This is a genomic window from Chryseobacterium sp. MIQD13, assembly GCF_050496705.1.
Taxonomy (GTDB): domain Bacteria; phylum Bacteroidota; class Bacteroidia; order Flavobacteriales; family Weeksellaceae; genus Chryseobacterium.
On the sequence record NZ_JBNWAF010000003.1, the window covers coordinates 905,304 to 930,992 of the forward strand.

22 protein-coding genes are annotated in these 25,689 nt (G+C 36.5%); 10 read left to right on the forward strand and 12 right to left on the reverse strand.

Features of this window, described 5'->3' with window-relative positions:
* Positions 1–52 precede the first annotated feature (52 nt).
* Together ACQWU4_RS16445 and ACQWU4_RS16450 are read left to right on the forward strand one after the other, a co-directional pair.
* Complete coding sequence (locus ACQWU4_RS16445) at positions 53–997, forward strand: helix-turn-helix transcriptional regulator (protein ID WP_429936843.1); 945 nt, start codon at positions 53–55, stop codon at positions 995–997.
* Positions 998–1,130: 133 nt separating this feature from the next.
* Complete coding sequence (locus ACQWU4_RS16450) at positions 1,131–2,639, forward strand: nitrilase-related carbon-nitrogen hydrolase (RefSeq protein WP_429936844.1); 1,509 nt, start codon at positions 1,131–1,133, stop codon at positions 2,637–2,639.
* A 126-nt stretch (positions 2,640–2,765) separates the two neighbouring features.
* On the opposite strand, the gene ACQWU4_RS16455 is transcribed toward ACQWU4_RS16450, so the two are convergent.
* Positions 2,766–2,933: a hypothetical protein gene (locus ACQWU4_RS16455; protein WP_429936845.1), complete on the reverse strand. Its 168-nt coding sequence runs from the start codon at positions 2,931–2,933 to the stop codon at positions 2,766–2,768.
* Positions 2,934–3,118: 185 nt separating this feature from the next.
* Here ACQWU4_RS16455 and ACQWU4_RS16460 point away from each other — a divergent pair, with 185 nt between their 5' ends.
* From ACQWU4_RS16460 to ACQWU4_RS16470, 3 genes are all read left to right on the forward strand, one after another.
* A complete protein-coding gene (locus tag ACQWU4_RS16460; RefSeq protein WP_429936846.1) occupies positions 3,119–3,322 on the forward strand; it encodes a cold-shock protein in 204 nt (67 codons plus the stop codon).
* A gap of 153 nt (positions 3,323–3,475) precedes the next feature.
* Positions 3,476–5,125, forward strand: coding sequence for an ABC1 kinase family protein (locus ACQWU4_RS16465; protein WP_429936847.1), 1,650 nt, complete (start codon positions 3,476–3,478; stop codon positions 5,123–5,125).
* A 146-nt stretch (positions 5,126–5,271) separates the two neighbouring features.
* Positions 5,272–6,624 carry a DEAD/DEAH box helicase gene (locus ACQWU4_RS16470; RefSeq protein ID WP_429936848.1) on the forward strand — a complete coding sequence of 451 codons (1,353 nt, stop codon included), beginning with the start codon at positions 5,272–5,274 and terminating at the stop codon, positions 6,622–6,624.
* A gap of 38 nt (positions 6,625–6,662) precedes the next feature.
* On the opposite strand, the gene ACQWU4_RS16475 is transcribed toward ACQWU4_RS16470, so the two are convergent.
* The 5 genes from ACQWU4_RS16475 to ACQWU4_RS16495 form a co-directional block, all read right to left on the reverse strand.
* On the reverse strand, positions 6,663–7,319 hold the full coding sequence (locus ACQWU4_RS16475) for a GDSL-type esterase/lipase family protein (RefSeq protein ID WP_429936849.1): 657 nt from the start codon (positions 7,317–7,319) through the stop codon (positions 6,663–6,665).
* Positions 7,320–7,385: 66 nt separating this feature from the next.
* Complete coding sequence (locus ACQWU4_RS16480) at positions 7,386–7,847, reverse strand: lipocalin family protein (protein WP_429936850.1); 462 nt, start codon at positions 7,845–7,847, stop codon at positions 7,386–7,388.
* A gap of 305 nt (positions 7,848–8,152) precedes the next feature.
* Positions 8,153–9,316 (reverse strand): iron-containing alcohol dehydrogenase, encoded by a 1,164-nt coding sequence (locus ACQWU4_RS16485; RefSeq protein ID WP_429936851.1) that lies wholly within the window; start codon positions 9,314–9,316, stop codon positions 8,153–8,155.
* 161 nt (positions 9,317–9,477) lie between these two features.
* Complete coding sequence (locus ACQWU4_RS16490) at positions 9,478–10,077, reverse strand: hypothetical protein (protein WP_429936852.1); 600 nt, start codon at positions 10,075–10,077, stop codon at positions 9,478–9,480.
* A gap of 40 nt (positions 10,078–10,117) precedes the next feature.
* On the reverse strand, positions 10,118–10,522 hold the full coding sequence (locus ACQWU4_RS16495; RefSeq protein WP_429936853.1) for a hypothetical protein: 405 nt from the start codon (positions 10,520–10,522) through the stop codon (positions 10,118–10,120).
* A 323-nt stretch (positions 10,523–10,845) separates the two neighbouring features.
* On the opposite strand from ACQWU4_RS16495, the gene ACQWU4_RS16500 reads away from it, so the two are divergent.
* Positions 10,846–13,380 carry a phosphoenolpyruvate carboxylase gene (locus ACQWU4_RS16500; RefSeq protein ID WP_429936854.1) on the forward strand — a complete coding sequence of 845 codons (2,535 nt, stop codon included), beginning with the start codon at positions 10,846–10,848 and terminating at the stop codon, positions 13,378–13,380.
* A gap of 85 nt (positions 13,381–13,465) precedes the next feature.
* Here ACQWU4_RS16500 and ACQWU4_RS16505 read toward each other — a convergent pair whose 3' ends face one another.
* Positions 13,466–15,070 carry a S8 family peptidase gene (locus ACQWU4_RS16505; protein ID WP_429936855.1) on the reverse strand — a complete coding sequence of 535 codons (1,605 nt, stop codon included), beginning with the start codon at positions 15,068–15,070 and terminating at the stop codon, positions 13,466–13,468.
* A gap of 86 nt (positions 15,071–15,156) precedes the next feature.
* Here ACQWU4_RS16505 and ACQWU4_RS16510 point away from each other — a divergent pair, with 86 nt between their 5' ends.
* The 3 genes from ACQWU4_RS16510 (at position 15,157) to ACQWU4_RS16520 (ending at position 17,927) form a co-directional block, all read left to right on the forward strand.
* Positions 15,157–16,281: a DegT/DnrJ/EryC1/StrS family aminotransferase gene (locus ACQWU4_RS16510; RefSeq protein WP_429936856.1), complete on the forward strand. Its 1,125-nt coding sequence runs from the start codon at positions 15,157–15,159 to the stop codon at positions 16,279–16,281.
* Between the two features lie 71 nt (positions 16,282–16,352).
* Positions 16,353–17,372 (forward strand): UDP-glucose 4-epimerase GalE, encoded by a 1,020-nt coding sequence (gene galE, locus ACQWU4_RS16515; RefSeq protein ID WP_429936857.1) that lies wholly within the window; start codon positions 16,353–16,355, stop codon positions 17,370–17,372.
* Positions 17,373–17,474: 102 nt separating this feature from the next.
* Positions 17,475–17,927, forward strand: a complete 453-nt coding sequence (locus ACQWU4_RS16520) for an adenylyltransferase/cytidyltransferase family protein (protein ID WP_429936858.1) — start codon at positions 17,475–17,477, stop codon at positions 17,925–17,927.
* A 39-nt stretch (positions 17,928–17,966) separates the two neighbouring features.
* On the opposite strand, the gene ACQWU4_RS16525 is transcribed toward ACQWU4_RS16520, so the two are convergent.
* The 5 genes from ACQWU4_RS16525 to pnuC all read right to left on the reverse strand — a co-directional run bounded on the left by ACQWU4_RS16525 (position 17,967) and on the right by pnuC (position 23,956).
* A complete protein-coding gene (locus ACQWU4_RS16525; RefSeq protein ID WP_429936859.1) occupies positions 17,967–20,498 on the reverse strand; it encodes a TonB-dependent receptor domain-containing protein in 2,532 nt (843 codons plus the stop codon).
* 169 nt (positions 20,499–20,667) lie between these two features.
* Positions 20,668–21,693: an endolytic transglycosylase MltG gene (gene mltG / locus ACQWU4_RS16530; protein WP_429936860.1), complete on the reverse strand. Its 1,026-nt coding sequence runs from the start codon at positions 21,691–21,693 to the stop codon at positions 20,668–20,670.
* A gap of 29 nt (positions 21,694–21,722) precedes the next feature.
* Positions 21,723–22,490 (reverse strand): diaminopimelate epimerase, encoded by a 768-nt coding sequence (gene dapF / locus ACQWU4_RS16535; protein WP_429936861.1) that lies wholly within the window; start codon positions 22,488–22,490, stop codon positions 21,723–21,725.
* Between the two features lie 90 nt (positions 22,491–22,580).
* Complete coding sequence (locus ACQWU4_RS16540) at positions 22,581–23,282, reverse strand: hypothetical protein (RefSeq protein WP_429936862.1); 702 nt, start codon at positions 23,280–23,282, stop codon at positions 22,581–22,583.
* Positions 23,279–23,956, reverse strand: coding sequence for a nicotinamide riboside transporter PnuC (gene pnuC / locus ACQWU4_RS16545; RefSeq protein ID WP_429936863.1), 678 nt, complete (start codon positions 23,954–23,956; stop codon positions 23,279–23,281). The genes ACQWU4_RS16540 and pnuC overlap by 4 nt, the downstream gene beginning before the upstream one ends.
* A gap of 166 nt (positions 23,957–24,122) precedes the next feature.
* Between pnuC and ACQWU4_RS16550 the strand changes: the two genes are divergently transcribed.
* Complete coding sequence (locus tag ACQWU4_RS16550; RefSeq protein WP_429936864.1) at positions 24,123–25,664, forward strand: APC family permease; 1,542 nt, start codon at positions 24,123–24,125, stop codon at positions 25,662–25,664.
* Positions 25,665–25,689 lie beyond the last annotated feature (25 nt).

A 25,689-nucleotide genomic window follows, 5' to 3' on the forward strand; every position in this document is an offset into this window, starting at 1 on the left:
CTTTAAGTTTATCAGTAAATAAGTGTTATCTTTTTACAATTATTTATAAACAATGTTACGTCGATTATGGAACTATATAGAGAATCTGCATATTGATCCCAATGCGGACAGATTTAAGCGTATTGATGCGCAAAGATTAAATTTGTTTTCATTTTCTATCGGAATTGTTTTGATTTTGAGTGGATTCAGGGATTTACTGTTTGGTTTTAAGGATTATTTTTTGGTTTTGTTTATACTGGGAATTATCTTTCTTCTCCTTTTCTTTTTTACAAAGGCACGACAAAGCGCGCTGGTATGCCTGATCGTTATAGAGTTTTCTATGCTGCTGGTTTTCTTTTTTTCATCTACATCAGGTTTTGAAAACGGCTTGTCGCTATACTATTTTTTGCTGTTTATTACTTCATTATTTATTTTTAATACAAGGAAAACATCAAAGTATATCATAATTGTTTTTGCCAGTGCATTTGTTCTTTTTCTCATAAGCCATTATTATGATTTCAGAATATTCGACATAGGAGAGAGGGGAAGCTTAATGTTTTCAAAAAATCAAAGACTGGTTACTTTTATAGTGGTGTTCGTTTGGTTTGCAATTCTGGGATATTTTATTCTGTTAAAACATTTTACGGTGTTGGAACTGTATCAGAAAGTTCTTCGGAGTGAAAAGTTAATCGTCAATATGCGTGAAAAGTTTAACAGAAAAGATGATATGGATTTGGAAAATCTGGTAAAGCTGGCCATGAATGATGATATTGCCTTTATACCCAAAATAAAATCTTCATTTCCAAATTTGTATGATAATATCGCAGAGATAAATCCGGATGTTACATCAGAAGAGTTCAAACTCTGTGCGCTTCTTAAGCTGGGTTTCACTACAAAAGATATAGCGGAATACCATCATATTTCCGTGCGGACAGTTCAGACAAGAAAAAGCAGACTGAGGAAATCATTCGGGATATCTGCTGATACAGATCTTTACAAATGGATAGATACATTATAGTCTGGGGCAAATCTGTTTCTTTAGGACCCAATTGTTCGAATTGCCAACGTGGATAATAGGAGAAACGCCTGTGTTTTTGCAATAAATTTTTTCGCTGAAAATTTTTCCCTAAATTTAAGTAAAATTACATCCAATGCAAATAGAAACGAGACCCCTGACTGTTCAGGATTATGATGAACTGGTAGTAACAATGAAGCGTGCTTATCCGCAGATGTCAGAATCAATATGGTCTAAAAAGAGTATTGAAAAACTCACCAAAATATTCCCTAAAGGTCAGATATGCATTACAGTAGATGGAAAACTGGCTGCCGTAGCGCTTTCCATTATCGTAAATTATGACGACTTCGGGGATGATCATACCTACGTGGATATTACAGGAAATTATACCTTCAATACTCATCTTTCAACCGGAAATGTACTCTATGGAATTGAAGTATTTGTAGATCCCGAGTTTCGTGAGCTGCGCTTAGGAAGAAGATTGTATGATGCCAGAAAAGAATTATGTGAATTGCTTAACCTGAAATCCATTATTTTGGGTGGAAGAATTCCGAATTACCATAAATATAGCGATGAACTTTCTCCCAGAGAATACATCCGCAGAGTGAGAGACAAGGAAATTTACGATCCAGTACTCTCTTTCCAGCTCTCCAATAATTTTCTGCCCATAAAAATTCTCAAAAAGTACCTTCCCGAAGACGAATCATCACTGGAAAATGCCGTATTGCTGCAATGGAACAATATCTATTACAGCAAAAAACCGAATACAATGCAGGACAGTATCATTCGCCTTGGACTTGTACAATGGCAGATGAGACACTTTAAAAATATTGATGCCTTCTATGAACAGGTAGAATTTTTTGTTAATGTAATGGGCGATTATAAATCCGATTTTGTCCTTTTCCCTGAACTTTTCAATACACCACTGCTGGCTCCGTTCAATAAACTTTCAGAAAGAGACAGCATGATAGAGCTGGCTAAACTAAGCGAAGAAATCAAAAATAAAATTTCCGAGTTGGCGATCAGCTACAACGTCAATATTATTTCAGGAAGCATACCCGTTTTTGATAATGAGAATAATGACCTGTATAATGTAAGCTATCTTTTACACCGAGACGGCCGAATTGATGAATACAGAAAGACCCATATTACGCCTAATGAAAGAAAATATTACGGAATGAAAGGTGGAAATGAGATCAGAGTTTTTGATACCGATTGCGGAAAAATAGGCCTTGTGATCTGCTATGACGTGGAATTTCCTGAATTACCGAGAATTCTTGCCGATCAGGGGATGAAAATCCTTTTTGTGCCTTATCTTACCGATACTCAGAATGCTTATATCAGGGTACGCCACTGTGCAGCCGCAAGAGCCATCGAAAACGAATGCTATGTAGCTATTGCAGGTTGTGTCGGAAACCTTCCGGGAGTGAATAATATGGATATCCAGTTCGGCCAGGCAGCCGTATTTACCCCTTCAGACTTTGCCTTTCCGTCCAATGCAGTAAAGGGTGAAGCAACCCCAAACACAGAAATGACCCTTATTGTAGACGTAGACCTTAATCTTCTTAAAGATCTTCACCATAACGGCTCTGTACAGGTGATGAACGACCGCAGAAAAGATCTTTATGAAACCTATCTTAAATAGCCAATATAGCTTTAATACAAATATCCTGTCCATAGCGGCAGGATTTTTTTATTGAAATTAAAAACAGTTGCATAAAACAAAAAAGAGCAGATTTTATCTGCTCTATATTTAAAATATGTTCATTTTTTATACATATTCAGGACAGATTACTGCAGGGCAGATCAGTCTCGGACATCTTGGCCTTCCATCAGTAGGACAACATTCATATGAACAGTTGCCACCAATAATAATACCGCTTCCGTTAATTCCTTTTAATTGTTCTCTCGAAAGTTTGTTGTTACGTAAATTTTTCATTTTTTAATATTTATAGGTTAGTTTGGGAAGTATAAAGATAAAAAAATCCTTTAAATAACATCAGGAGTATAATTTTTTTCCTTTTAATATTTCAAGTTGTCATAAAAAAGAATCAGGAATATGACTTTTTTTCAGCATTGTTCTTAAAAATCATTATCTTCACTAATCAATTTAAATAAAATATAATGACAGGAACAGTAAAATGGTTTAACGAAACGAAAGGTTTTGGTTTTATTACACCAGACGGAGGCGGAAATGATATTTTTTGCCATCATTCAGCTATTCAGGCTTCAGGCCTTAGAACTTTGAAAGAAGGACAGGCAGTAGAATATGATATTAAAGAAGGTAAAAAAGGACCTGAAGCAGACAATGTTAAAGTAGTAGGATAATAACTTATTAAGATATTGTTAAAATAAAAGCTGCCATTTATGGCAGCTTTTTTCATGGACTTTCCGTTCTTTTGTTTAATATACAAATGAAAGGACTAAAATTGGCGATAGGAACAATTTTTGGAGTAATTTGCATCAACTATTTAGAAATATATGTTTGACAAGCAGCAAAGAAAACTGAAAAGATCGGCAAGGCTTATATCTGTATTAAGCAAATACGGATTTAAAGATATGCTGGCGAGAATGAATACGGGAAATAAACAGGAAATGGTTTCTGTTGATCCGGATGAAGTCATTTCTAAAGGTACGGTATATGAAAGAATCAGGCTGGTGCTGGAAGAGCTTGGCCCTACATTTGTAAAACTGGGACAGACATTCAGCAACAGGGAAGATCTGCTTCCGCCGGAGCTGATTCAGGAACTGCAGAAGCTTCAGGATAAAGTAGATACAGTAGATATGGATGTTGAAGAAATTCTGGAAAATGAATTCAACATATCAGTCAAAGATCATTTTCAGGAGATTCAGAAAGAACCTTTGGCTACAGCGTCCATCGCACAGGTTTATAAAGCTGTTTTGCTGGACGGAAGTCCTGTGATCCTCAAACTTAAAAAAGCTGATGTACAGACCGTTATTGAAGACGATCTGCTTCTTATAAAAGACCTTGAAAAATTGGTTTCCGCCTATTCTGAAATAGGAGAAAAGCTTAATCTGAAACAGGCTATTTCCACTTTTGAAAAATCTTTGCTTGAAGAAGTTTCCCTGATCAACGAAAAAGAAAATATCCTGCATTTTGCCCGGAATTTTAAAGGTAATAAAGAAACTTATGTTCCAAAGGTTTATGAAGAATATTCGAACAACAATATTCTCTGTATGGAGTTTATTGATGGTATCAAAGTGACCGACAAAGCATCTCTTTTAGCCCATAATATTGATCCCGTAAAAGTATCGGAAGCAGGATTGAGGCTGTTTGTTTCACAGATTCTGGATTACGGATTTTTCCACGCCGACCCGCATGCCGGTAATATCCTAGTAAAAAAAGACGGAAAAATTGTTTTCATTGACTTTGGAGCCGTAGGAAAGATCCAGCCGAATGATAAGGAGATTCTTGAAAGCTTGATCGTAAGCTTTGTTGCTAAAAATTCACATAAAATTGTCCGTCATCTCAAAAAAATGGCAGTCAGTTATGAAATCCCTGATGAAAGAAGATTTGAAAACGATGTGGAAGATATTCTGAACTTCGTTCACAGCTCTTCGCTGCAGGATATCAATGTTCAGGTGATTATCAATAAGATGAAAGATATTTTGAAAGATAACAGGCTTCATATGCCGGATTATTTTTATCTTCTTTTTAAAGGAATCAGCCTGATAGAAGGCGTTGGAAGAACAATCAACCCGGATCTGGATATTGTGAAAAGTCTTCACCCTTATACAAGAAAGATCCTGACAAAAAAGATCAAGCCTAAAAATCTTTTAAAAACAGGAATGGACAGGATGATGAATTTCACGGATAATGTTGATGAAATTCCCAAAGAACTCAGATCTGTACTTCAGAAACTGGATGACAATAAATTCACAGTATCCAGTGAAATTAAAAATATTGAAAAAACCAACCAGCTGATCAAATCCAGTATCATCAATTTAATTTTAGCTATGGTTCTGGGAGCTAATATCATTGCCACAGCTATTGTTTTCGTTTCAGAATCCGGTCCCAGAATAGGAGAGTTGTCTCTGGTTGCGGTTTTAGGCTTTGTATTTTCAATAATATTGGTTTTGATTATTTTATTGAGAGTAACCAGAAAATGAGAAGTTCGAAACCAGAGGTTAGAAGCTAGATATAAAATCAGAATATAGGATGGAAAGTATGAGATCGTTATAAGAGGTCCAGGTTAGAAGACTAACTTCTCATCTCTAATTTCCAGCCTCTAAATTTAAATAACTATCTTTGCACCATGGAAAAACTCACTTTTGCGGATTTTGACCTGCCGGTTAAAATTCTTGATGTTTTAGCGGATCTGGAACTGTTTGAACCTACACCTATTCAGGAAAAGAGCATTGGCCCTATACTTTCCGGGCGGGATGTAATGGGAATTGCACAAACCGGAACCGGGAAAACATTAGCCTATCTTTTGCCGGTACTTAAAACATGGAAATACAACAAAACAGGAAATCCTACCGTTTTAATTCTTGTACCTACAAGAGAACTGGTAGTACAGGTGGCTGAGATCCTTGAAAAACTTACAGAAAACATCACTACAAGAGTGATTGGAATATATGGGGGGAAAAATATCAATACACAGAAACTGTTGTTTAATGACGGCTGTGATATTCTGGTAGGAACCCCGGGAAGGGTAATGGACCTTGCTATTGATAACGCAATTTCATTGAAAGAAGTTCAGAAGCTGATCATTGATGAATTTGATGAGATGCTGAACCTGGGTTTCAGACCGCAGCTTACCCATATTTTTGAAATGATGAAGCCGAAGAGACAGAACATTCTTTTCTCGGCTACCATGACAGAAGCTGTAGATGAAATGTTGGATCAGTATTTTGCAAGCCCGATCGAAATTTCACTGGCGAAATCAGGAACACCTCTTGAAAAAATAGAGCAAACCGGATATAAAGTGGAAAACTTTAATACAAAGATCAATCTTCTTGAACATTTACTGAAGACCAATGAAGATATGTCCAAAGTATTGATCTTCACTAATAATAAAAAGAATTCTGATCTTCTGTTTACCAAAATTGATGAGCTTTTTCCAGAGCAGTTTGATGTGATTCACTCAAATAAATCTCAGAACTACAGGCTTAAGGCCATGAAAAGATTTGAAAATGAAGAGATCAGAGGTCTGATTACTACCGATGTAATGGCGAGAGGTCTTGATATTTCAGATATTACCCATGTCATCAACTTTGAAACTCCTGAGATTCCTGAACAGTATATCCACAGAATAGGAAGAACGGGTAGGGCAGACAAAGACGGAAAGGCAATTACTTTTGTAACTAAAAAAGAAGAAGCTTACGTTCTTGACATTGAGCTATTGATGGACAAAGATCTTAAGTTCAATGATTTCCCTGCAGAAGTGAAAATAAATCCTAAGAAGATTGCTTCCGAGGAAGATGTGGTCGTTATGAAAAATCCGGCTCCGGTAAAACTTAATGAAGGAGGAGCAGCATTTCACGAGAAAAAGGATAAAAACAAAAAAGAAAACTGGGGTGGACCTTCAAAAAGAAAAGCACCGAAGAAATTTGGAGCTAACAGGGCTCAACAGAAAGCAATATCAAAATCTAAAAGAAAGAAATAAGAAAAGCTCCCAATTGGGAGCTTTTTCTGTATCAGATATTATTTCATATAAGGTTTCATTACTTTCGTCCAGGCTGCATATCCTTCCGGAGTCAAGTGAAGCATATCTTCCACAAAAAGATCTCTTCTTACATTACCGTTTGCATCTTCCATCGCTTTTGTAATATCAATAAATTCTGCATGAGGTTCTTTTTTCATGAAAGCGGCAATCTTCTTATTGGTTTTTTTCATCTGCGGCCAAAGGATCTCGCGGCTGGGCGAATATTTTATGGAAATATAGTCTACCTCAATATCCGGAAATCTCTCACGGATCTTTTTATAGAATGTTTTAAACCTGTTAACTACTACTTTGGCCTTCAGGTCATGATTGTCTGCAAAATCATTATCACCGCAATAGATAATAATCTGTTTTGGCTGATATGGACTTAAAAGGTCATCTGCAAAATCATTGAGATCTGTCATTCTTGAACCCCCAAACCCCCTGTTAATAATTGTTTTACCGGGAAAATAGCTGGAAACATCTGTCCATTTGGTAAAAGAGGAGCTTCCTATCAGAAGAATGGCGTCTTTTGGCGGAGAATTTTCCTGATCCATTTTTTTGAAGTTCTGAATATCCTGCCAGAACATTGGCTTTTTTTCCTGTGAAAAGGACAAGGTAAAATACAGCAGCAGGAATGCTGAAAGAATCTTCTTCATTGTAATCAATTTTTTAAATATCTGATAAATGTAATAAAAAACTCCCGGTTTATCGGGAGTCTGTGTTTATCTTTTGTAGGAAACGTAGGTCAGATCAGCAATACCATCATCATTCTGATCGAATGCGCCGAATAAGTGGGCCAGTTTCAGATCATGACTTGTAAGGACTTCCACTCTGTACCATCTTTCAGTATCATTGTCATTTTTAATGCTTAACAGCTTAGACTCTTCGGTATAAGTATACATACCTTCAGTTTTTCCGGCCATCTGGCATTCAAGCCCAACTTCGGAATAATAGGTATAGCTTGTATAATAATCACTTCTGAAATGTAGAATGTTTTTAGCCTCACAGTCAGAAGGAGTTTCGGTCTTAATTACTGTTTTATTGTCCTTTCCGGAAATAGTTTCTATTTTGCTCACCTTCCAGTCTCCGCTCATCATTTCAAGTTCATAAGCTTCGATATTGTCATCTTTACAGGAAGTTAGTGCCAGAGCTGAAAAGGCAAATAAAAGTAGCTGTTTTTTCATTTTCACAAATTTAAGAATATGCTAAAATATAAATAAATTTGAAATATCTATAATGAAATCATGCTTTTTTAAACGAATGTTTATAAATAAAAGAATTTTATGTAGTAAAGCCGGAAGAAGAAAGAGGGAGAATGAAGATTTTTGCATATCAGCCATTAAATATGGTCAATAGTAAACATTGCTTTGCAAGCGAAGATGAATCATTTTATAGGTTGTAACTTTGCCTATCATTCATCATTCATCATTCATCATTCATCATTCATCATTCATCATTCATCATTCCTCATTCCTCTTCCGGTTTTCTTTTAATAGCTCATCTCTACAATCTTATAAGCATCCTGAGGCGTCAGTTTTTTATATTCGCCCAAACCAGACCAGTTTCTGTCTGTAAATGCTTTTTCCACTCTTTCAGCAGTACCTTTATAGTCTTCCGTATATTCCGAAAGCTTTGTTTTAATATCCAGGCTGTGAAAGAATTCCTCCATTTTTTTGATTCCAAGTTCTGCTTTTTCTTCCAGTGTTCCATCCTTAATTCCCCAAACTCTTTCAGCATATTGTGCAAGCTTTCCTTTCTTCGCTTCAAAATTATAACGATAGTGGGAAGGAGCAATAACAGCTAAAGTCCTTGCATGGTCAATCCCGAAATAAGCAGTCAGTTCGTGGCCCATAGCATGTACAGCCCAATCGGTAATCACTCCTTTCTGGATAAGACCGTTCAGAGCCATTGTACAGCACCACATAAAATTTCCTGCAGCATCATAATCAAAACCATCGGCCAGAACTTTCGGAGCTGTTTCCTGAAGGCTGATGAGAATACTTTCAGCAATTCTTTCCTGAAGGTCTGCAGAAGAAGGAGCAGTCATATACTGTTCCAAAACGTGGGTATAAGCATCAGTAATTCCGTTAACGATTTGGTTTTTAGGAATTGTTCTGATCACCTCCGGATCTAAAACAGAAAACTGTGGGAAAAGTCCGGGACCACCTGAAGATAATTTTTCGTTGGTTTCTCTTCTTGAAATTACATAACCTGAATTCATTTCAGAACCTGTTGCAGGAAGTGTCAGGATACTTCCGAAAGGCATGCCTTCACCCTCAAAAGTCCTCACGGAATTTCTAAGAATATCCCATGGCTCTCCTTCATAATTGGCAGCTGCAGAAAGGAATTTAGTTCCGTCAATCACAGATCCGCCACCTACAGCAAGAAGATAATTGATATTATTTTCTTTGATAAAGCTTAAAGCATTAATCAGTACTTCATATTCAGGATTCGCAGGAACGCCGCCAAATTCATATAAATCATAATCTTTCAGGGCTTCTTTTACCTGATCGTAAACACCATTACTTTTGATGCTTCCGCCGCCATAGATCATTAGTATTCTGGCATCTTTTGGAACTTCACGGGAGATTTTTGCGATTTCACCTTTTCCAAAAAGTATTTTTGTAGGATTTTTAAATTCGAAATTAAGCATTGTTCTAAATTTATTTGATTCAAATTTACGCAATGCAATATGAAAACTGAGTTAATGAAATTTTAAAATTCCTATTAAGATGTTTTATAATAACAATATAAATTTTACTGTTCTGAGAGTTGAGAGAGTTTACTACTTTCTTATTTATCCAGATAACCGGCTCAGTTACAATGATCACTTTTAAAATAAACACCATTATTTTTTGATTCCAGTTTTCCGGTTTTTCTGTTAATCTTTATAGAATAAGATTCTTTAATTTCCGGGCATCCTTTGGACTTTGAGACATACAGATAAATATGTTTGTCCTCTATTTTGTAAGAACCACTTAGTCTATTGCTTGTATCTATTTTAAAACCATAAGTTTGAGCCAATAGAATAGCTTCCGGAAGATTATCAACCGTTCCGATGAAGTCTCTCAGCTGCTGTTCATTCGAAAAATAAACAGACTGGTCTTTTTTACAGGCAAGAATATAGGAAAAGCAGGCATTGCCAATACATTTCTGGAAAAAGCCTTTTTCAGGAACCGGTTCATTGATGGTCATAAAATCCGGCATCTGGCTTTCGTAGATTACAGCTTTTTCAGGATCTGTATCATTAGTCAGAACCCTCCAATATCCATATTCTTTGTCAGGAACAATGAATGGATATAAATATTCCACAGTATCAAGAATATCCGGAATTTTTTTGAAATCGGAGGGAATTGTATTTTGGGAAAGTAATAAACTTGGTATCAGAAAAGAAATGATTGAAATAATTTTCATAATTATTATTTTCTTAAATAAGTATTACAGCTGTTTCAGCCTATTGCAGTACAATTTTATAATATCCTTTTTCGTCTGTTACATCAATACCTACGCCTGTAAATGTCAATTTATTGATCTGATAACCGTCACAACCGCCTTTAAATTCTGACGACTGTATTGAAAAATCAAAAACTTTAATATTAGATTGGAAAGTATAATTTTTTGTACCGTTATAAGCACCCACATTTTCTAAAATGATCATGTCCTCAGATGTTTTGGTTAATTGTATGACATTCTGATCTTCATCTTTGACTGAATAGGAAGTAAGTGTTCCGTTCGTGATCAGATTTTCATCATTGGAATCAACGAATTTAAAAGCAATCGTTTGAGGAGCATTATAGCAATCTTCACTACAGCCTGTGAAAATAAAAGTCATTAAAAGGAATATGAATATGTGTTTCATAGCATGTTGATTAATTTCTGTGAAAAGTAAAATTAATCATTAAACTGCTGTATTCAAAATTATAATAAAATGAATTGTCATAACGGGTTGTTGTGAAAAAAATATAAATAATTAATTTCAGATTTGTAATCATGTTTGGATTCACGACTTACTAAATGTTTCACAATAATTTTTTCAAGCTGAATGTCATTCCACAAATATTTTGGATAGGGTCTTCTTTATTGATAAATGTTTTAAAAAAATATTGAAAAAAATTTATCTCCGGTACTGTTTTTTGCCATTTGTCAATTCATTTAATTATAAAAATCCATTACATTTGTTATATGATACACGACCAACGAGCAGAAAAATTCAGGCAGATCGTGGAGAATAAGTTCCAGATCTACAATTCATTATTTATGAGCCTGCCTTATGATAAAATGACCAATATCGGGATGCTTCTTCCCTTCCTTTATGAGGAAAGCAGAAACGGATACGAAGAAGGCAAAACCCCTGAAGATATTGTCGAAGAATTTTTTAAAAACCATACCGATCTCCAAACGGAGGAGCAAAAAGTAGAGCTTCTTTTTAAGATCATTCAATATATCGAAAGACAGGTAGTTTTATTTGACAGTATTGAAGATGCTGCATTTCCCAACCTTCACTCTGAAAGTGACAGCGGAACCGTAACCAATCTGTTCGAACGCTCTTACCAGGATCATAAACTTGAAAAAGTCCGTGAAAAACTGAAAGATTTCACTGTAAAAGTGGTATTTACAGCGCACCCGACACAGTTTTATCCAAGTTCGGTACAGAGGATTATCCAGGATTTACGGGGAGCTATTACCGGAGATTCCGTTACCCAGATCGATATGCTTCTCCAGCAATTGGGGAAAACACCTTTCGTTAATAAAGAGAAACCAACTCCGATTGATGAAGCACTGAGCATTATTTCTTATTTAAGGTATGTTTACTATGACACGATCGGGGAACTGTTTACCAAGATCAAAAAGACCTTTGGAAATGGGCACTTCCATCTTCATGAAGATATTATTCAGCTTGGTTTCTGGCCGGGTGGTGACAGGGACGGAAATCCGTTTGTGACTGCTGGTGTTACGAAAAGAGTGGCAGAGGAGCTTCGTTCCGCGATCCTGAAATCCTACTATAGCCATTTGAAATTTATCAGAAGAAGATTAAGCTTCAGAGGGGTCTCCGAAGTATTGACCCAGTTAAGTGATGAGCTTTACGGTGCTATTTTTAACGGAAAAATGATCACAGCAGATGATATTCTGAAAAGGGCTGATGAAGCGGAAAAAATATTAGTGAAAGATCACAATTCCCTGTTTTTAGATCTTTTGGCAAATTTCAGGGACCGTGTGAAAATTTTCGGGACCCATTTTGCAACACTGGATATCCGCCAGGACAGCAGAATCCATCAGAAGGTAATTGATGAGGTTTTTGCAAAAGTATACGGGAATACCGAAGCTAGCGAAGAAGAAAAGTTTAATAAACTGATTCAGCTCAATGAAAAAGTCAATGCAGATCAGTTTGAAGATATAGTTAAAGATACATTATTAACGGTTTCACAGGTCTCTGAAATTCAGGATCTGAATGGCTTGAGAGGAATGAACCGTTATATTATCTCGAATTCCGATGCTGTAAAAGATGTTATGAATGTGTATGCATTTTTCAAAATCTGCGGCTATAAGGATGAAGAGATTAAAATGGATATTGTTCCGCTTTTTGAAACTATGGAAGGTCTTGCCAATGCTGAAAATGTAATGAGTGAGCTTTATCAGAACCCTGTTTACAAAAAGCATCTTGAAAGCAGAGGAAATCAGCAGACCATTATGCTTGGTTTTTCAGACGGAACAAAAGATGGCGGATATCTGAAAGCAAACTGGGAAATTTACAAGGCTAAAGAAGTTTTAACTAAACTTTCCGTTCAGAATGGAATTAAAGTCGTATTCTTCGATGGAAGAGGCGGACCACCAGCAAGAGGTGGTGGAAAAACCCACGATTTCTATGCATCGCAGGGAAATACCATTGCCAACAATAAAATAGAACTGACCATTCAGGGACAGACGATTACCAGTATTTTCGGTAATAAAGAGCAGGCTAAATATAATTTTGAACAGCTTCTTACTGCCGGAGTTGAAAATGATGTCTTTAAAAACTCCAAAAAAGATCTTACGGAAAAAGAAAGAAAGCTGATTATTGAACTGGCAGACATCAGCTATAAAAAATATTCGGACCTTAAAGCTCATCCAATGTTCGTTCCTTATCTTCAGGAGATGAGCACACTGGAATATTATGGTAAAACGAATATTGGAAGCCGTCCGTCCAAAAGAGGAAACGGAAGTGAGCTGAAATTTGAGGATCTGAGAGCTATCCCGTTTGTAGGCTCGTGGTCGCAGCTGAAACAGAATGTTCCCGGATTTTTCGGATTCGGATTTGCGATGCAGCAGATGAAAGAGAAGGGAAGGCTTGAAGAAGTGAAAGAGCTGTATAAAGGATCGGATTTCTTTAAAACTTTAGTTCTGAACTCGATGATGAGTATGAACAAATCTTATTTTCCGCTGACCTATTATATTAAAAACAATCCGAAATTCGGGGCATTCTGGAATGTGCTTTTTGATGAATATGTTCTTTCAAGAGATATTATGCTTGAGCTTACCGGATTTAAAATGTTGCAGGAGGAAGACCCGCTTTCCAGAAAATCAGTAAAAATTCGTGAGAAGATTGTATTGCCGTTGCTGAGTATTCAGCAGTATGCATTGATGAAGATCCAAAAAGGAGAAGGGAATAGGGAAGCCTATGAAAAACTGGTGACCAGATCATTATTCGGAAATATTAATGCGAGTAGAAACTCTGCTTAATTGATTATAAAAAACGCCTTTCGATTGAAAGGCGTTTTTCTTTTTATAAGTTGAATATATTTTTTTTCACATGAAAATTATCACTTTATTCTTTTAAGAATTTTTCATAAAAAATCTGATCTTTCGTCTGAATTTTCAGATAATAAGTCCCTTTTGGAAAATCCTCCACTTTTATAGATTTTTGACCATTGATTTTTCTGATCAGCTTTCCTAAGTTATCATAAATTTCTAGCGACAGAACTTCATTTTCAGAAGCAACGTTTAAAATATTTTTAACAGGATTCGGGAAAATTGCAAATTTTTCTTTCTTCACCATTTCAGAAGTATTCAATACCTGATTGTAAAGGCTTCCAAAATTTAGAATACCGTAACCCATCTGATCAGTATGACTGGGATAAAGTGAAGCTGTCTGACGTAATTTTGTTCTCATCTGGTCTCTGTTCATAGAAGGAAAAGCCTGCATAAAACATGCTACACCACCTGCAGCAATAGGGGTCGCAATAGAGGTTCCGCTTACTGAAGCTAAAGAATTGTTGCTTACTGTAGCAGATGAAGTTCCTCTTGTGCTTCCATCAGGTTTTACTACACCAAGGGAGTTAGGGCCATAAGATGAAAATCCAGAAGAGCTTCCTGCTGAGTCTACTGATCCTATGCTGAATACTTTGGTATTATCAGCAGGAGTCATAATGTAGTGCCATGGTTGTAATCCTGAATTTCCTGCTGCTGCAAGAACAAAAATTCCTTTGTTGGCAGCTATCTCAGCAGCTCTTGCAATAAAAGAGGTCGTTCCATTCATATCCGAATAAGTGTAACTGTAGCGGGAATCATCAAAAACATTATATCCAAGAGAAGAAGTGATGATATCAACTCCTTTTCTGTCTGCTTCTTCGGCTGCTTCTATCCAGTATAGCTGCTCTTCCGGAATTTCACCTACAGCATTTTCACTGCGGTAAAGATAAAAGTCAGCATCCGGGGCAGATCCTACAAAAGTATTTTCGATATAGCCTCCAATGGCTCCCAGTACAACAGATCCATGATTGCTGATAGCTATGTTGTATACATCACTTGTTTTGGTTACAAAGTCATAAACAGCCTTAATATGATTATTGGTACGTAATCTTTCAAATGCAGATCCGGTATTTACATAAGGAAAACCTGCGTCAATCACAGCAATGGAAACTCCTGTTCCTGTAAATCCTGCAAGGTGAAGTGGTCTTAGATTGATCTGGTCAATCTGTGCAGAGCCTGAACCATAATCAAAAACAGTCAGGTTTTTTTGAGTGTCGGAAGAAAAATTCCATTTATTCTGATGGGTTGTTTTGGGGACAGAATTACTGTTTCTCGCAAAACTCTCTACCGATGATACATAAGGCTGGGCCTGAAGAATTGTTATTTGTGCCGGAGTTGCATTTACAGCAGCTCCGTTAAGCCATTTGGAATAATCCGTAACCGTAAAGCCAAGATTCTGGAGATTTTGAATATAGGACTGTTCAATAGGAGCATCCTGATCATTCAGTGCAATACCCAGTGACGTACGTCTGTTTAGGGATTTTTGAGTCAGTTCTGAGAGCGGATTGGCATAAAAAGCGGCTTTGTTCGGTTTGCCTGTAAAATAAACAAAAACAAGTTCCGTTTGTGCGTTTGCTGCTGAGTAACCCGCTAAAAGACAAAAGAGTAAAAGTTTTTTCATAAACTTATTTTTTATAAAGATAAAACAAAATCAATAAAATTTTTGATAGGATTTTAAATTCCTTATTTTTACACAAATATTTATTTATGAAAAAAATTCAGATGGTTGACTTGCAAAGTCAGTATTACAAAATAAAGAATGATGTAGACAATGCGGTTTTAAATGTAATGGATTCGGCTGCTTTTATCAACGGCCCTGAAGTAAAGTCTTTCCAGAATGAATTGGAGTCTTATTTAGATGTAAAGCATGTGATTCCGTGTGCGAACGGAACTGATGCTTTGCAGATTGCGCTGATGGCTTTGGATCTGAAAGAAGGAGACGAAGTAATCACCGCCGATTTTACTTTTGCCGCTACAGTAGAAGTTATTCATCTGCTTAAACTGAAATCAGTGCTGGTAGATGTAGATTACGATACATTCACAATTTCTACGGAAGAAATTAAAAAAGCAATCACTCCAAAAACGAAGGCAATTATTCCGGTACATATCTTCGGACAGTGTGCCAATATGGAAGAGATTTTAAAAATTGCAGAAGAACATAACCTGTATGTAATTGAAGATAATGCACAGGCGATAGGAGCACAATATACATTCTCTGACGGAACAGAAAAATATGCCGGAACAATGGCAACTGTTGGAACAACTTCATTTTTCCCGTCTAAAAATTTAGGCTGTTATGGTGACGGAGGTGCTATTTTTACCAATAATGATGAATTGGCACACCGTTTAAGAGGAATTGTGAACCATGGAATGTATGAGAGATATTATCATGATGAGGTAGGAGTGAACTCCAGATTAGATAGCATTCAGGCTGCAGTTTTAAGAAAAAAACTTCCTCATCTGGATTCTTACAATGAAGCAAGAAGAAAAGCAGCCGATTATTATGATGAGGCATTTGCTGGACATGCAGATATCCTTACTCCGGAAAGATCGGGAAGTTCCACTCATGTGTTCCATCAGTATACTTTAAGAATTCTGAATGGAAAGCGTAATGAACTTCAGAAATTCCTTACGGAAAAAGAAATTCCTGCAATGATTTATTATCCTGTGGCACTGAGAAAGCAGAAAGCCTATTATCAGGAAAGTAATGATGCTGATTTTGTGAATACGGATAAGCTTTTGGATCAGGTTATTTCTTTACCGATGCATACGGAACTGGATGAAGAGCAGCTGAAGTATATTACGGATGCTGTACTGGAGTTTATGAAGTAAATTTAGCAGTAAAATTATATCCTGAAATAAATATAGGAAAACACGCAGATTAAAAAAAATATCACTAAAAAATGGCAATACTTGTTACAGGAGGACTTGGATATATTGGTTCCCATACAGTAGTAGAACTTATCAATAACGGTTTTGAAGTTGTTATTGTAGATGATTTATCCAATTCAGAAAGGTTTATTTTAAAAAATATTGAAGAGATTACAGGCAAGAAACCCGTTTTTTATCCTTTTGATTTAAAGAGAAGAGAGCTTCTTACCCAGGTTTTTGAGGCCCATCAGATTGAAGGATGCATTAATTTTGCAGCTTCCAAAGCGGTTGGGGAAAGTCAGGTGAAGCCTGTAGATTATTATGAAAACAATTTGTTTTCTCTGATCAATATTCTACAGGAGTTTAAAGAAAGAGAAATTTCTAATTTTATTTTCAGCTCTTCCTGTACAGTGTACGGACAGGCAGAAAAAATGCCGATTGACGAAAATACACCTTTGAAGATGCCAGAAAGTGTTTATGGTAAGACAAAACAAATGGGCGAAGAAATTCTGATTGACTTTGCGAAAGCCTATAACAGACGAATTTCTCTTTTAAGATATTTCAACCCGATCGGAGCCCATCCTTCAGGAATATTGGGTGAACTTCCATTAGGAGTTCCTAATAACTTGATTCCCTATGTTACACAGACAGCAGTAGGAATTCGAGAGAAACTGAATATATGGGGTGACGATTATGATACCGAAGACGGAACAGCAGTTCGTGATTATATTTATGTTGTCGATTTGGCTAAAGCTCACGTGAATGCTCTTAAAAAACTTTTACAGAGCAGTGAAGAAACAGTGATTGATATATTTAATCTGGGAACAGGAAAAGGCTCCTCTGTATTGGAAGTTGTAAAAGCTTTTGAAACAGCTAATGATGTGGATGTTCCTTACCAGATCTGCGCCAGAAGGGAAGGAGATATTACCATTGCTTATGCTAATGCGGATAAAGCTGAAAAGGAACTTAACTGGAAGTCTGAAACTCCGTTGGAAGAATCATTAAGAACAGTCTGGAAATGGCAGCAGTATCTTGATTCTAAGACGGTTTAGAATAAGAACTAAAAAAGTAATTTTAAAAATAAAATATAAAATCTTTTCCGCAATACCAGCTTTAAAAATAGCTGATGCAGCAAAATTTTAATTAAACAAAGTATGAAAACACAAAAAATAGGTATTACATTTTCCTCATTTGATCTGCTGCATGCAGGGCATATCAAAATGCTTGAAGAAGCTAAAACAGTATGCGATTATTTAATTGTAGGGCTTCAGGTTGACCCTTCACACGACCGTCCGAATAAAAACAAGCCCAGTCAGAGTATCGTAGAGAGATATATTCAGCTAAAGGCCGTAAACGCTGTTGATGAGATCATTCCTTACTATACAGAAGAAGACCTTCTTGATATTTTGAAATCTTTTGTGATTGATGTAAGAATTATTGGAGATGATTATATGAACAGAGATTTTACAGGCAAGCAATATTGCGAAGAGAAAGGAATTGAGATCTTTTACAACAAAAGAGATCACAGATTTTCTACCAGCGATCTTAGAAAAAGAATCTATGAAGCTGAAAAAGAGAAATTAGAACGAGCCGGAGCCGCAAAATAAAAAAAATCCCGAAAAATATTTTCGGGATTTTTTTGTGTATTACATTGGACCTTGCTGGTCGTCGCCACTTTCGTTGGCATTAATGTCTTTCTTCTTCTTAGGCTGTTCCACTTTCTCACCTTGCTTGAATCTGTAAGTAAGTGATAAAGCAAACTGTCTAGGCTGCCATTGCATATAGCTGTCCCTTGTATAGTTTGGACCATATGCGGTAGACTGCATGGATCTTGTATTAAAAATATCCTGGATATTGAAACTTAGAGTACCGTTACCTTTCCAGATTGTTTTAGATGCTCCGAAATTGACAGCATACATATCTTTTCTGTCGATACTTTCTGTTTTTTGTCCTCCTCTGTAGAATCCTTGTATCTGGAAGCTGAAAGTTTTGTCAATTTTAAAGGTAGAGGTAAGTCTTGCTCTTGTGGAGAATCCTTTTCCTTCAAAAGATGTAGGCTTATCCATAATTGTCGGATCAAAATATACACCTGTAGTTTTATATCCGAATAAGTCTACATTTCCTAAGAACTTAAGCCACTTTGTTGCATCCCAGTTAAAGTTAAGATCCAATCCGTAACGGTCATCATTACCTAAATTGATCGGTTTGGTGTGGAAACTGGTTAATACCTGCTGAACACCATTTGCATCTGTATAAGGTACATCCTCATCATAAACCAGCATCTTAACATCATCAGTTGAGTGTCTGTAGTAAAGGGTTGGATTAATCGTAAAATTCTTTTTCGAAATGCTGTATCCTACTTCATAAGAATCTACATAAGAAGGATTCAGATCAATGTTTCCGTCAAAAAGATTCTGATTGTCACTATAATTTGGATTTGGAATCAGGAAGAATGAACGCGGACGGTCAATTCTTCTTGAATAATTAACTAAAAACTGATTGTCTTTTGCAATTTCATAGCTTAAAAATACACTCGGGAAAAGATTGTTGTAGTTCTTGGATTTATTTACGGCATCTCCATCACGGTTCAGGTAATCTACATCTACTTTAGACATTTCATCTCTAAGCCCGATTTGATATCCTAATTTTCCAATTTTACTTTTGAACTGAACATAGAATGCGTTAAACATTTCTTTATAGTTGGCTCCGTATGTATACTGACCAAGATAAGCTAAAGCAGGGTTTGCAGCTGTACTCTGCATTACCTGATTATCATAGTCGTTATTATTGGCATCCAATCTGTATCCAGCTTCTATCTTGGAGTTTTCTCCGATTGGAAGTTCGTAGTCAGCTTTGGCAATAACGGATTTATTAACTGTGTGCTGATTTACAAAATCCTGCAGTTGGAAAATACCATCCTTCGTATCATAGATATCACTGTCATTATTTGAACGGTTTCTCTGAACACTTAAGGAAAGGGAAAGATTCTGCCCTTTGTCGTCAAATTTGTGATCTAATCCGAAATCTCCCTGAAACGCAAGATTATTTCCGTTTCCTATACTTGATCTCTGTCTGAAAACATCTGCGCCCGCAAAAGGATAATCAAAATAATTAATATTTCCTTCACTGTCACTGTCAAAAGTTCTTACAGTTCCTGACGCATTTAATGAAGTTTTATCAGTAATATCAAATGTTAATCCTGCAGAAGCATTGTAATTATCATTCTTACTTTTGCTGATAGACTCATTATGAGTTTCTTTATTTACTCCGCTATTAAACCAAGCATCATTCCTGCTAGTGTTTTTAGATTCTCTGTAGCCTCCGCCACCATTTAAAAACCATGTGAATTTTCCTTTTCTCCAGCTTAGGTTGGTATTTAGTGCAGTTTGCGGAAGATATCCTAAAGTTCCTGTAACACTTCCGTTGAAACCTGTTTTCTTATTTTTCTTTAAAATAATATTTAAAATACCGGCAGTTCCGCTCGCTTCAAATTTAGAAGAAGGGTTGGTAATCACCTCAATTCTGTCGATCTGGTCTGCAGGAATACTTTGAAGGGCATTGGCGCCATCATCAATTCCAAGCAGGGCAGAAGGTTTTCCGTTGATCAGGAATTTCACATTGGAGCTTCCTCTCATTGAAACAGTACCATCGGTATCTACAGAAACAGAAGGAACGTTAGAAAGAACGTCCTGGAGGTTTCCTCCCTTACTTACAATATCCTGAGAAGGGTCATAAGTTCTTTTGTCAAGTTCCACTTTATAAGGCTTAGTGGCTGCTGCTGTAATAACCACTCCCTGTATTTCCTGGGTTTTGCCGTCTAGAGTAGTGGTAGCTTCCGGCTGTATTGATAAAGCACCAATATTTCCCGGGCCCGTAATGCTTTTATTGACTATACTTTTTTTGTAGTCGATTGCTTCTACTGTAATGTCATAATTTCCCGGTGCCAGTTCCAGCTTGTATTGTCCTTTTTCATCGGTCAATGCAGCATCACTTAATGACTTGTTCGTTTTATTGCTGAATGTCACAGAAGCATAGGGAACCGGTTGGTTGTTTTTGTTGACAATCATTCCCGTAACGCCTGCCTTTTCCTGGGCAAATGCCATTGCAGCTGCTGAAAGGACAAAGGTGAGTGCTAGCGTTTTTTTTGTGAAAATGTTGACAATTTCCGTCTGATTCATAAGGTATTTTTTGTGTAAAATCGTAAGATATAAGTCTTAATATTGTGAAATCATTAATTGGGTTTGATGTCAAATATTACGATTTATGTATTTATTTGTAATTGTATATGTCGTGTATAATTGTTAAAAGTTAATTATTGTATTGTTAAATAAAAGTTAAATTTGGTTTTTATTTTATATTTTTTGAATTCAGCCAGTCCTGATAAGCTTTTGCATTGATGGCATGCTCTTCGGCACTTGCTGTGAATTTGTGAAAACCAAATCTTGCAGGATCAGCACACATAAATATATAATTGTTGCTTTCTGCATTCAAAACTGCATCTACAGAGCTTTTATCTACTACGCAGATAGGTCCCGGAGGAATTCCGGCGTTAGCATACGTATTATATGGTGATGGTGTGGACAAATGCTTATATAATACTCTCTTGATTGGTTCTTTAAAATTGGTTTGTTTATTGATTGCATAGATCACTGTAGGATCAGACTGAAGCTTCATTCCTTTTCTGTAGCGGTTCAGATATAATCCTGCAATCGTTTTCATCTCGTCCTTTTTTCCTCCTGATTCTTTGTAAACAATGGATGCCAGTGCATAAATCTGATCTCTGGTCAGTCCGGATTGCTGTTCCTTGTTTTTTCTTTCGCTTGTCCAGAATTCATTGTACTGCTCATCGAATTTTTTGAAGAACTCTCTTGGACTTACTGTCCAGAAAAAATTATAGGTGTCGATGAAAAAATATTTCTTTAAATCCTCTGCATTTTTATACCCTTTTTCAGCTGCCACAGCGTTCAGATCATTGACAAAATGTAAGGAATCCACTTCTGTTTTTTTGGATACCTTTCCGATCATTTGATACATATCTCCAAAATCTCCTATTCTGAAACTGTTTTCAGATTGGTTTCCTGCTTTGATCATATTCACAAGATTAGTGTTTCCTGCTCCTGCCTGAAAATGATATCGACCAGGCTTAAAAAACTTATCCAGGTTTTTATCTCTGGCAACTGCTTCAAAAGCTTCCTTATCTTTTACATATGGGCCCACAGAATCAAGAATCTGCTTGAAATCCGCTTTGTGAGGAATCAGGACATAGCCGTCTTTCTCCACATTGTTTCCATAATATTTATTATAAAATCTGAAACCAAAAAATCCTGCCGCCCCAACAATAATGAGAGCGATAATGAGAACAGTTTTTTTCATTGTTAAAAAGTTGATTAAAAGTTGAGTTTTTAAATAAGATCTGTTTTACCTCTAAAAACTTGCTTTGCCGGACCTTCAAGCCAAATGTTTTGAAAAGAATTTCCGTTTTTTTCAGCATGAACCTTAAGATTTCCTCCTAAAGTTTTAACTTTTACAGAGATTAGATTGTTTTTTTGCAGAAAAGTTAAAGCAGAAGCTGTAACTCCTGTTCCGCAGCTGAAAGTTTCATCCTCAACGCCTCGTTCATAGGTTCTTACGAAAATTTCATCATCGGTAATTTTTTCTACAAAATTCACATTGATGCCATTTTCTTTATAGTTTTCTGAGTTTCTGATACCGTGTCCTTCTGCAAAAACGTTGTAATTCACCAAATCTTCCACATATTTTACATAATGTGGTGATCCGGTATTCATCACCGTATCTTCTCCGTCACCGGAGATCGTATCCACATCAATCATCTTTAGTTTAATGATACCATTGTGGATCTCTGCTTCATGTTCACCATCAATGGCAATAAACTTACATTTATCTTCAAAAATATCCAGAAAGAAAGCAAAGGCAACCAGGCATCTTCCACCGTTTCCGCACATGGTACTTTCACCGCCGTCGGAATTATAATATACCATTTTGAAATCATAGCCATTATCATTTTCCAGAAGGATAAGTCCATCTGCACCAATTCCGAAACGTCTGTCACATAGTTTTTCAATAAGATCTTTTTCTTTAGGGAACTGCAGATCACGGTTGTCTATCATTACAAAATCATTTCCGGTCCCCTGATATTTATAAAATTCCATATTCTTTGTCTAAAATTAACGAGCAAAATTAATATATTTAAAATGAAAAACGAACAGTGTTAGCTGTCCGTTTTCTTATTTATAATCGTTTTATCTAAATCCACCTCCGCTTGATCGCTGTCTTGTAGAACCGCTGCTTTGCTGAGTGTTACTCTGGGTACTTGTGCTTCCTCTGAACCCGCTGCCTGAGGATTCCACTCTGGTGCTGTTCTGATTTTGGTTGTACTGCTGAGTACTTCTGAAACCTCCGTTATTCTGATTATTCTGGTTTCCCTGATTGTTTTGATAACTTCCTCCTGAATTTCTGAAGCCCCCATTGTTCTGGTTGCTCTGTGGTCTCTGGCCGTTATTATAGTTTCCGTTATTCGAATTTCTGAATCCTCCGTTGTTACTATTATTTCTTGTGCTGTTGAACCCGTTATTGTTGTTTCCGTTATTGCTACGTGTATTCTGGAACCCGTTAGATCTTTGAGAAGTTACCGTAGTTTTTCTTTCCACATATACTTTTCTCCTGTTGTTTCCAGAATTATAGTAGTAATAAGGAACGCCATTATCATAATAATAATTAACATCGTTTCTGTAATAATAGCCGTCATTTCCATAATAACCACCGGTTCCGTAATATCCGGAAGGAGCATAATAATATCCGTTGTTATAATATGGATCTCCATAACCGTAACCATAACCACTATTTCCATATCCGTTATTAGCATATCCGTCACTATATGCCATACATGAGGTTAAACTGCTAATAGCTACTATACTGAATGCTATTTTAAATAAATTTTTCATGACTTTATTGTACTTTTTTCTTTTAAACTTTTTTTCCAATTGACGTATCCTGAGATCGCCATTATGGTAAATACCAAATATTGAACCGAAGTGATTCCAAGTTCCTTAAAAATCATCATAGGGATGCAAATAAAATCTCCGATGATCCAGAAAATCCAGTTCTCAATGCGCTGTTTGGCCATAAACCACATGCCTACTAAAAATATAGAAGTTGTGATCACATCAAGCCAATTGGCCCAATCCAGATGATACAATCCTAAGCTGGTACCTTCCATGGAAAATTTATTGTCAATATAAGGTTTGTGATAGTAAATAAGTGTGACGAGTGCAAGGCTTAAGATAAAAAGACCCCCTGCAAATATTCTTTCTCTGTTTGTGGCCCAGCTCACATCTACATGAATATGATCTTCAGAATTTTTTGACCATAAGATCCATCCATAAATGCTCATGGTTGTATAATATACATTAATCATACAGTCGCCGAGCAAGCCAAAATTAAAAAGGATATAAACATAGATCAGGGTAGAAACGATGCCGGTAGGGTATACCCAGATATTCTTTTTAATTGAAAAATAGACGCTCAAAATTCCGAAAAATGCACCGGTAGCTTCCAGCAAAATTTGCATGGTACTGTAGCTTTCATACGGTTTCAGGAAAAGATCATATAAATTCATGCGATCAAAAATACGCAAAAATTAGCACTTTTGAAAATAAATTAAATAATGTGTAAATCAATTTTTTAAACATTTTTATTTAAAATAAATTAGGAAAGTTTGTCAATAAATGTTAAGGTTTGTAAAATTTTTATATTTTCGTAAATCTTTAATTAAATAATAAAACATGTCTAAAATTTGGGTTAAGAAACCAATGAGCGCCTATGAAGCTGATATCAAAAAAAGTCAGCTGAAACGCGTTCTGGGAAAATGGAGCCTTACTGCTATCGGAATCGGAGCAATCATTGGAGGAGGAATTTTTGTACTTACAGGAACGGGTGCTTATTATAATGCAGGGCCTGCACTGGCGCTTTCATTTGTAATTGCAGGAATTGCCTGTGTATTTGCAGCACTTTGTTATGCAGAATTTGCTTCCATACTTCCTGTAGAAGGATCAGCATATGCTTACGCTTATGGAACGGTAGGGGAAATTTTTGCCTGGATCATTGGATGGGGGCTGATACTGGAATACGCTATGGGATCTATGACCGTCGCCGTGTCCTGGTCGGGATATTTCGGGAAACTTCTCAAAATGTTCGGGCTGCATCTTCCGGCTTATCTTACCACCGATCCGCAGACTTATCTTGCTGCTGGTAACTCCGGTTTTTCAATGAATTTACCTGCTTTTTTAATTGTTTTCTTTGTAATTTCCATTCTTATCAGAGGAACAAAAGGAGCTGCAAAAGCCAATAACTTTATTGTAATCCTTAAAGTTTCTGCTATTATTTTCGTAATTATTGCAGGTGCTTTTATTATTTTCGGTTCTGCTGATCCATTTAAAAACTGGGTTCCTTTTATTCCTGAAGCTACAACGATTACGGAAAATGGAGTCTCGCACTCCGCTTACGGTATCGCCGGGGTAGTAGCCGGAGCATCGGCTATCTTCTTTGCCTATGTAGGTTTCGATGCTGTTTCTACACAGGCGGGAGAAGCTATCAACCCTAAAAAAGATGTACCGTTTGCGATCATCGCTTCATTAATTATCTGTACACTTTTATATATCCTTGTTTCCTTAGTGTTAACAGGAATGATGCATTATACAGACTTTAATCCGCTTGGTAAATACCCTGATGCGATCAAAGCTCCTGTAGCCTACGCATTTGACATTGCAGGATATGCATGGGCCGGATACATTATTACCATTGCAGCTACAGTAGGATTGATCTCTGTATTAATGGTAATGATCATGGGACAGTCAAGAATCTTCTTAGGAATGTCTAAAGATGGTCTGATCCCTGCTACTTTTTCAAAAGTAAACCCTGAGACAGGAGTACCTACCAAAAACCTTCTTATTCTGGGAGTAGTTATTGCTGTTATTGCCTCTCTTACCCCGATCAATGATCTTGCACACATGACCAGTTTCGGAACATTATTCGCATTTACAATGGTTTGTGTTGCAGTTTGGGTATTAAGAGTAAAAGAGCCTAATTTGCAGAGAAACTTTAAAGTACCTGCACTTCCTTTAATCGCTTGTTTGGGTATTGCAATCAACGTTTATCTGATCTTTAACCTAAGCAAAGAAGCACAGATGTATTCTTTTGCATGGCTGATCATCGGATTCTTTGTTTACTTCCTGTACAGTAAAAAGCACTCAAAACTTCAGAACGGAGAGTTTGGGGAAACTTTTAAAGCAGAACAGGAGCCTTTAGAAAAACCTGATTTAGATTAATAAAAAATATCAACTTAAAATCCAC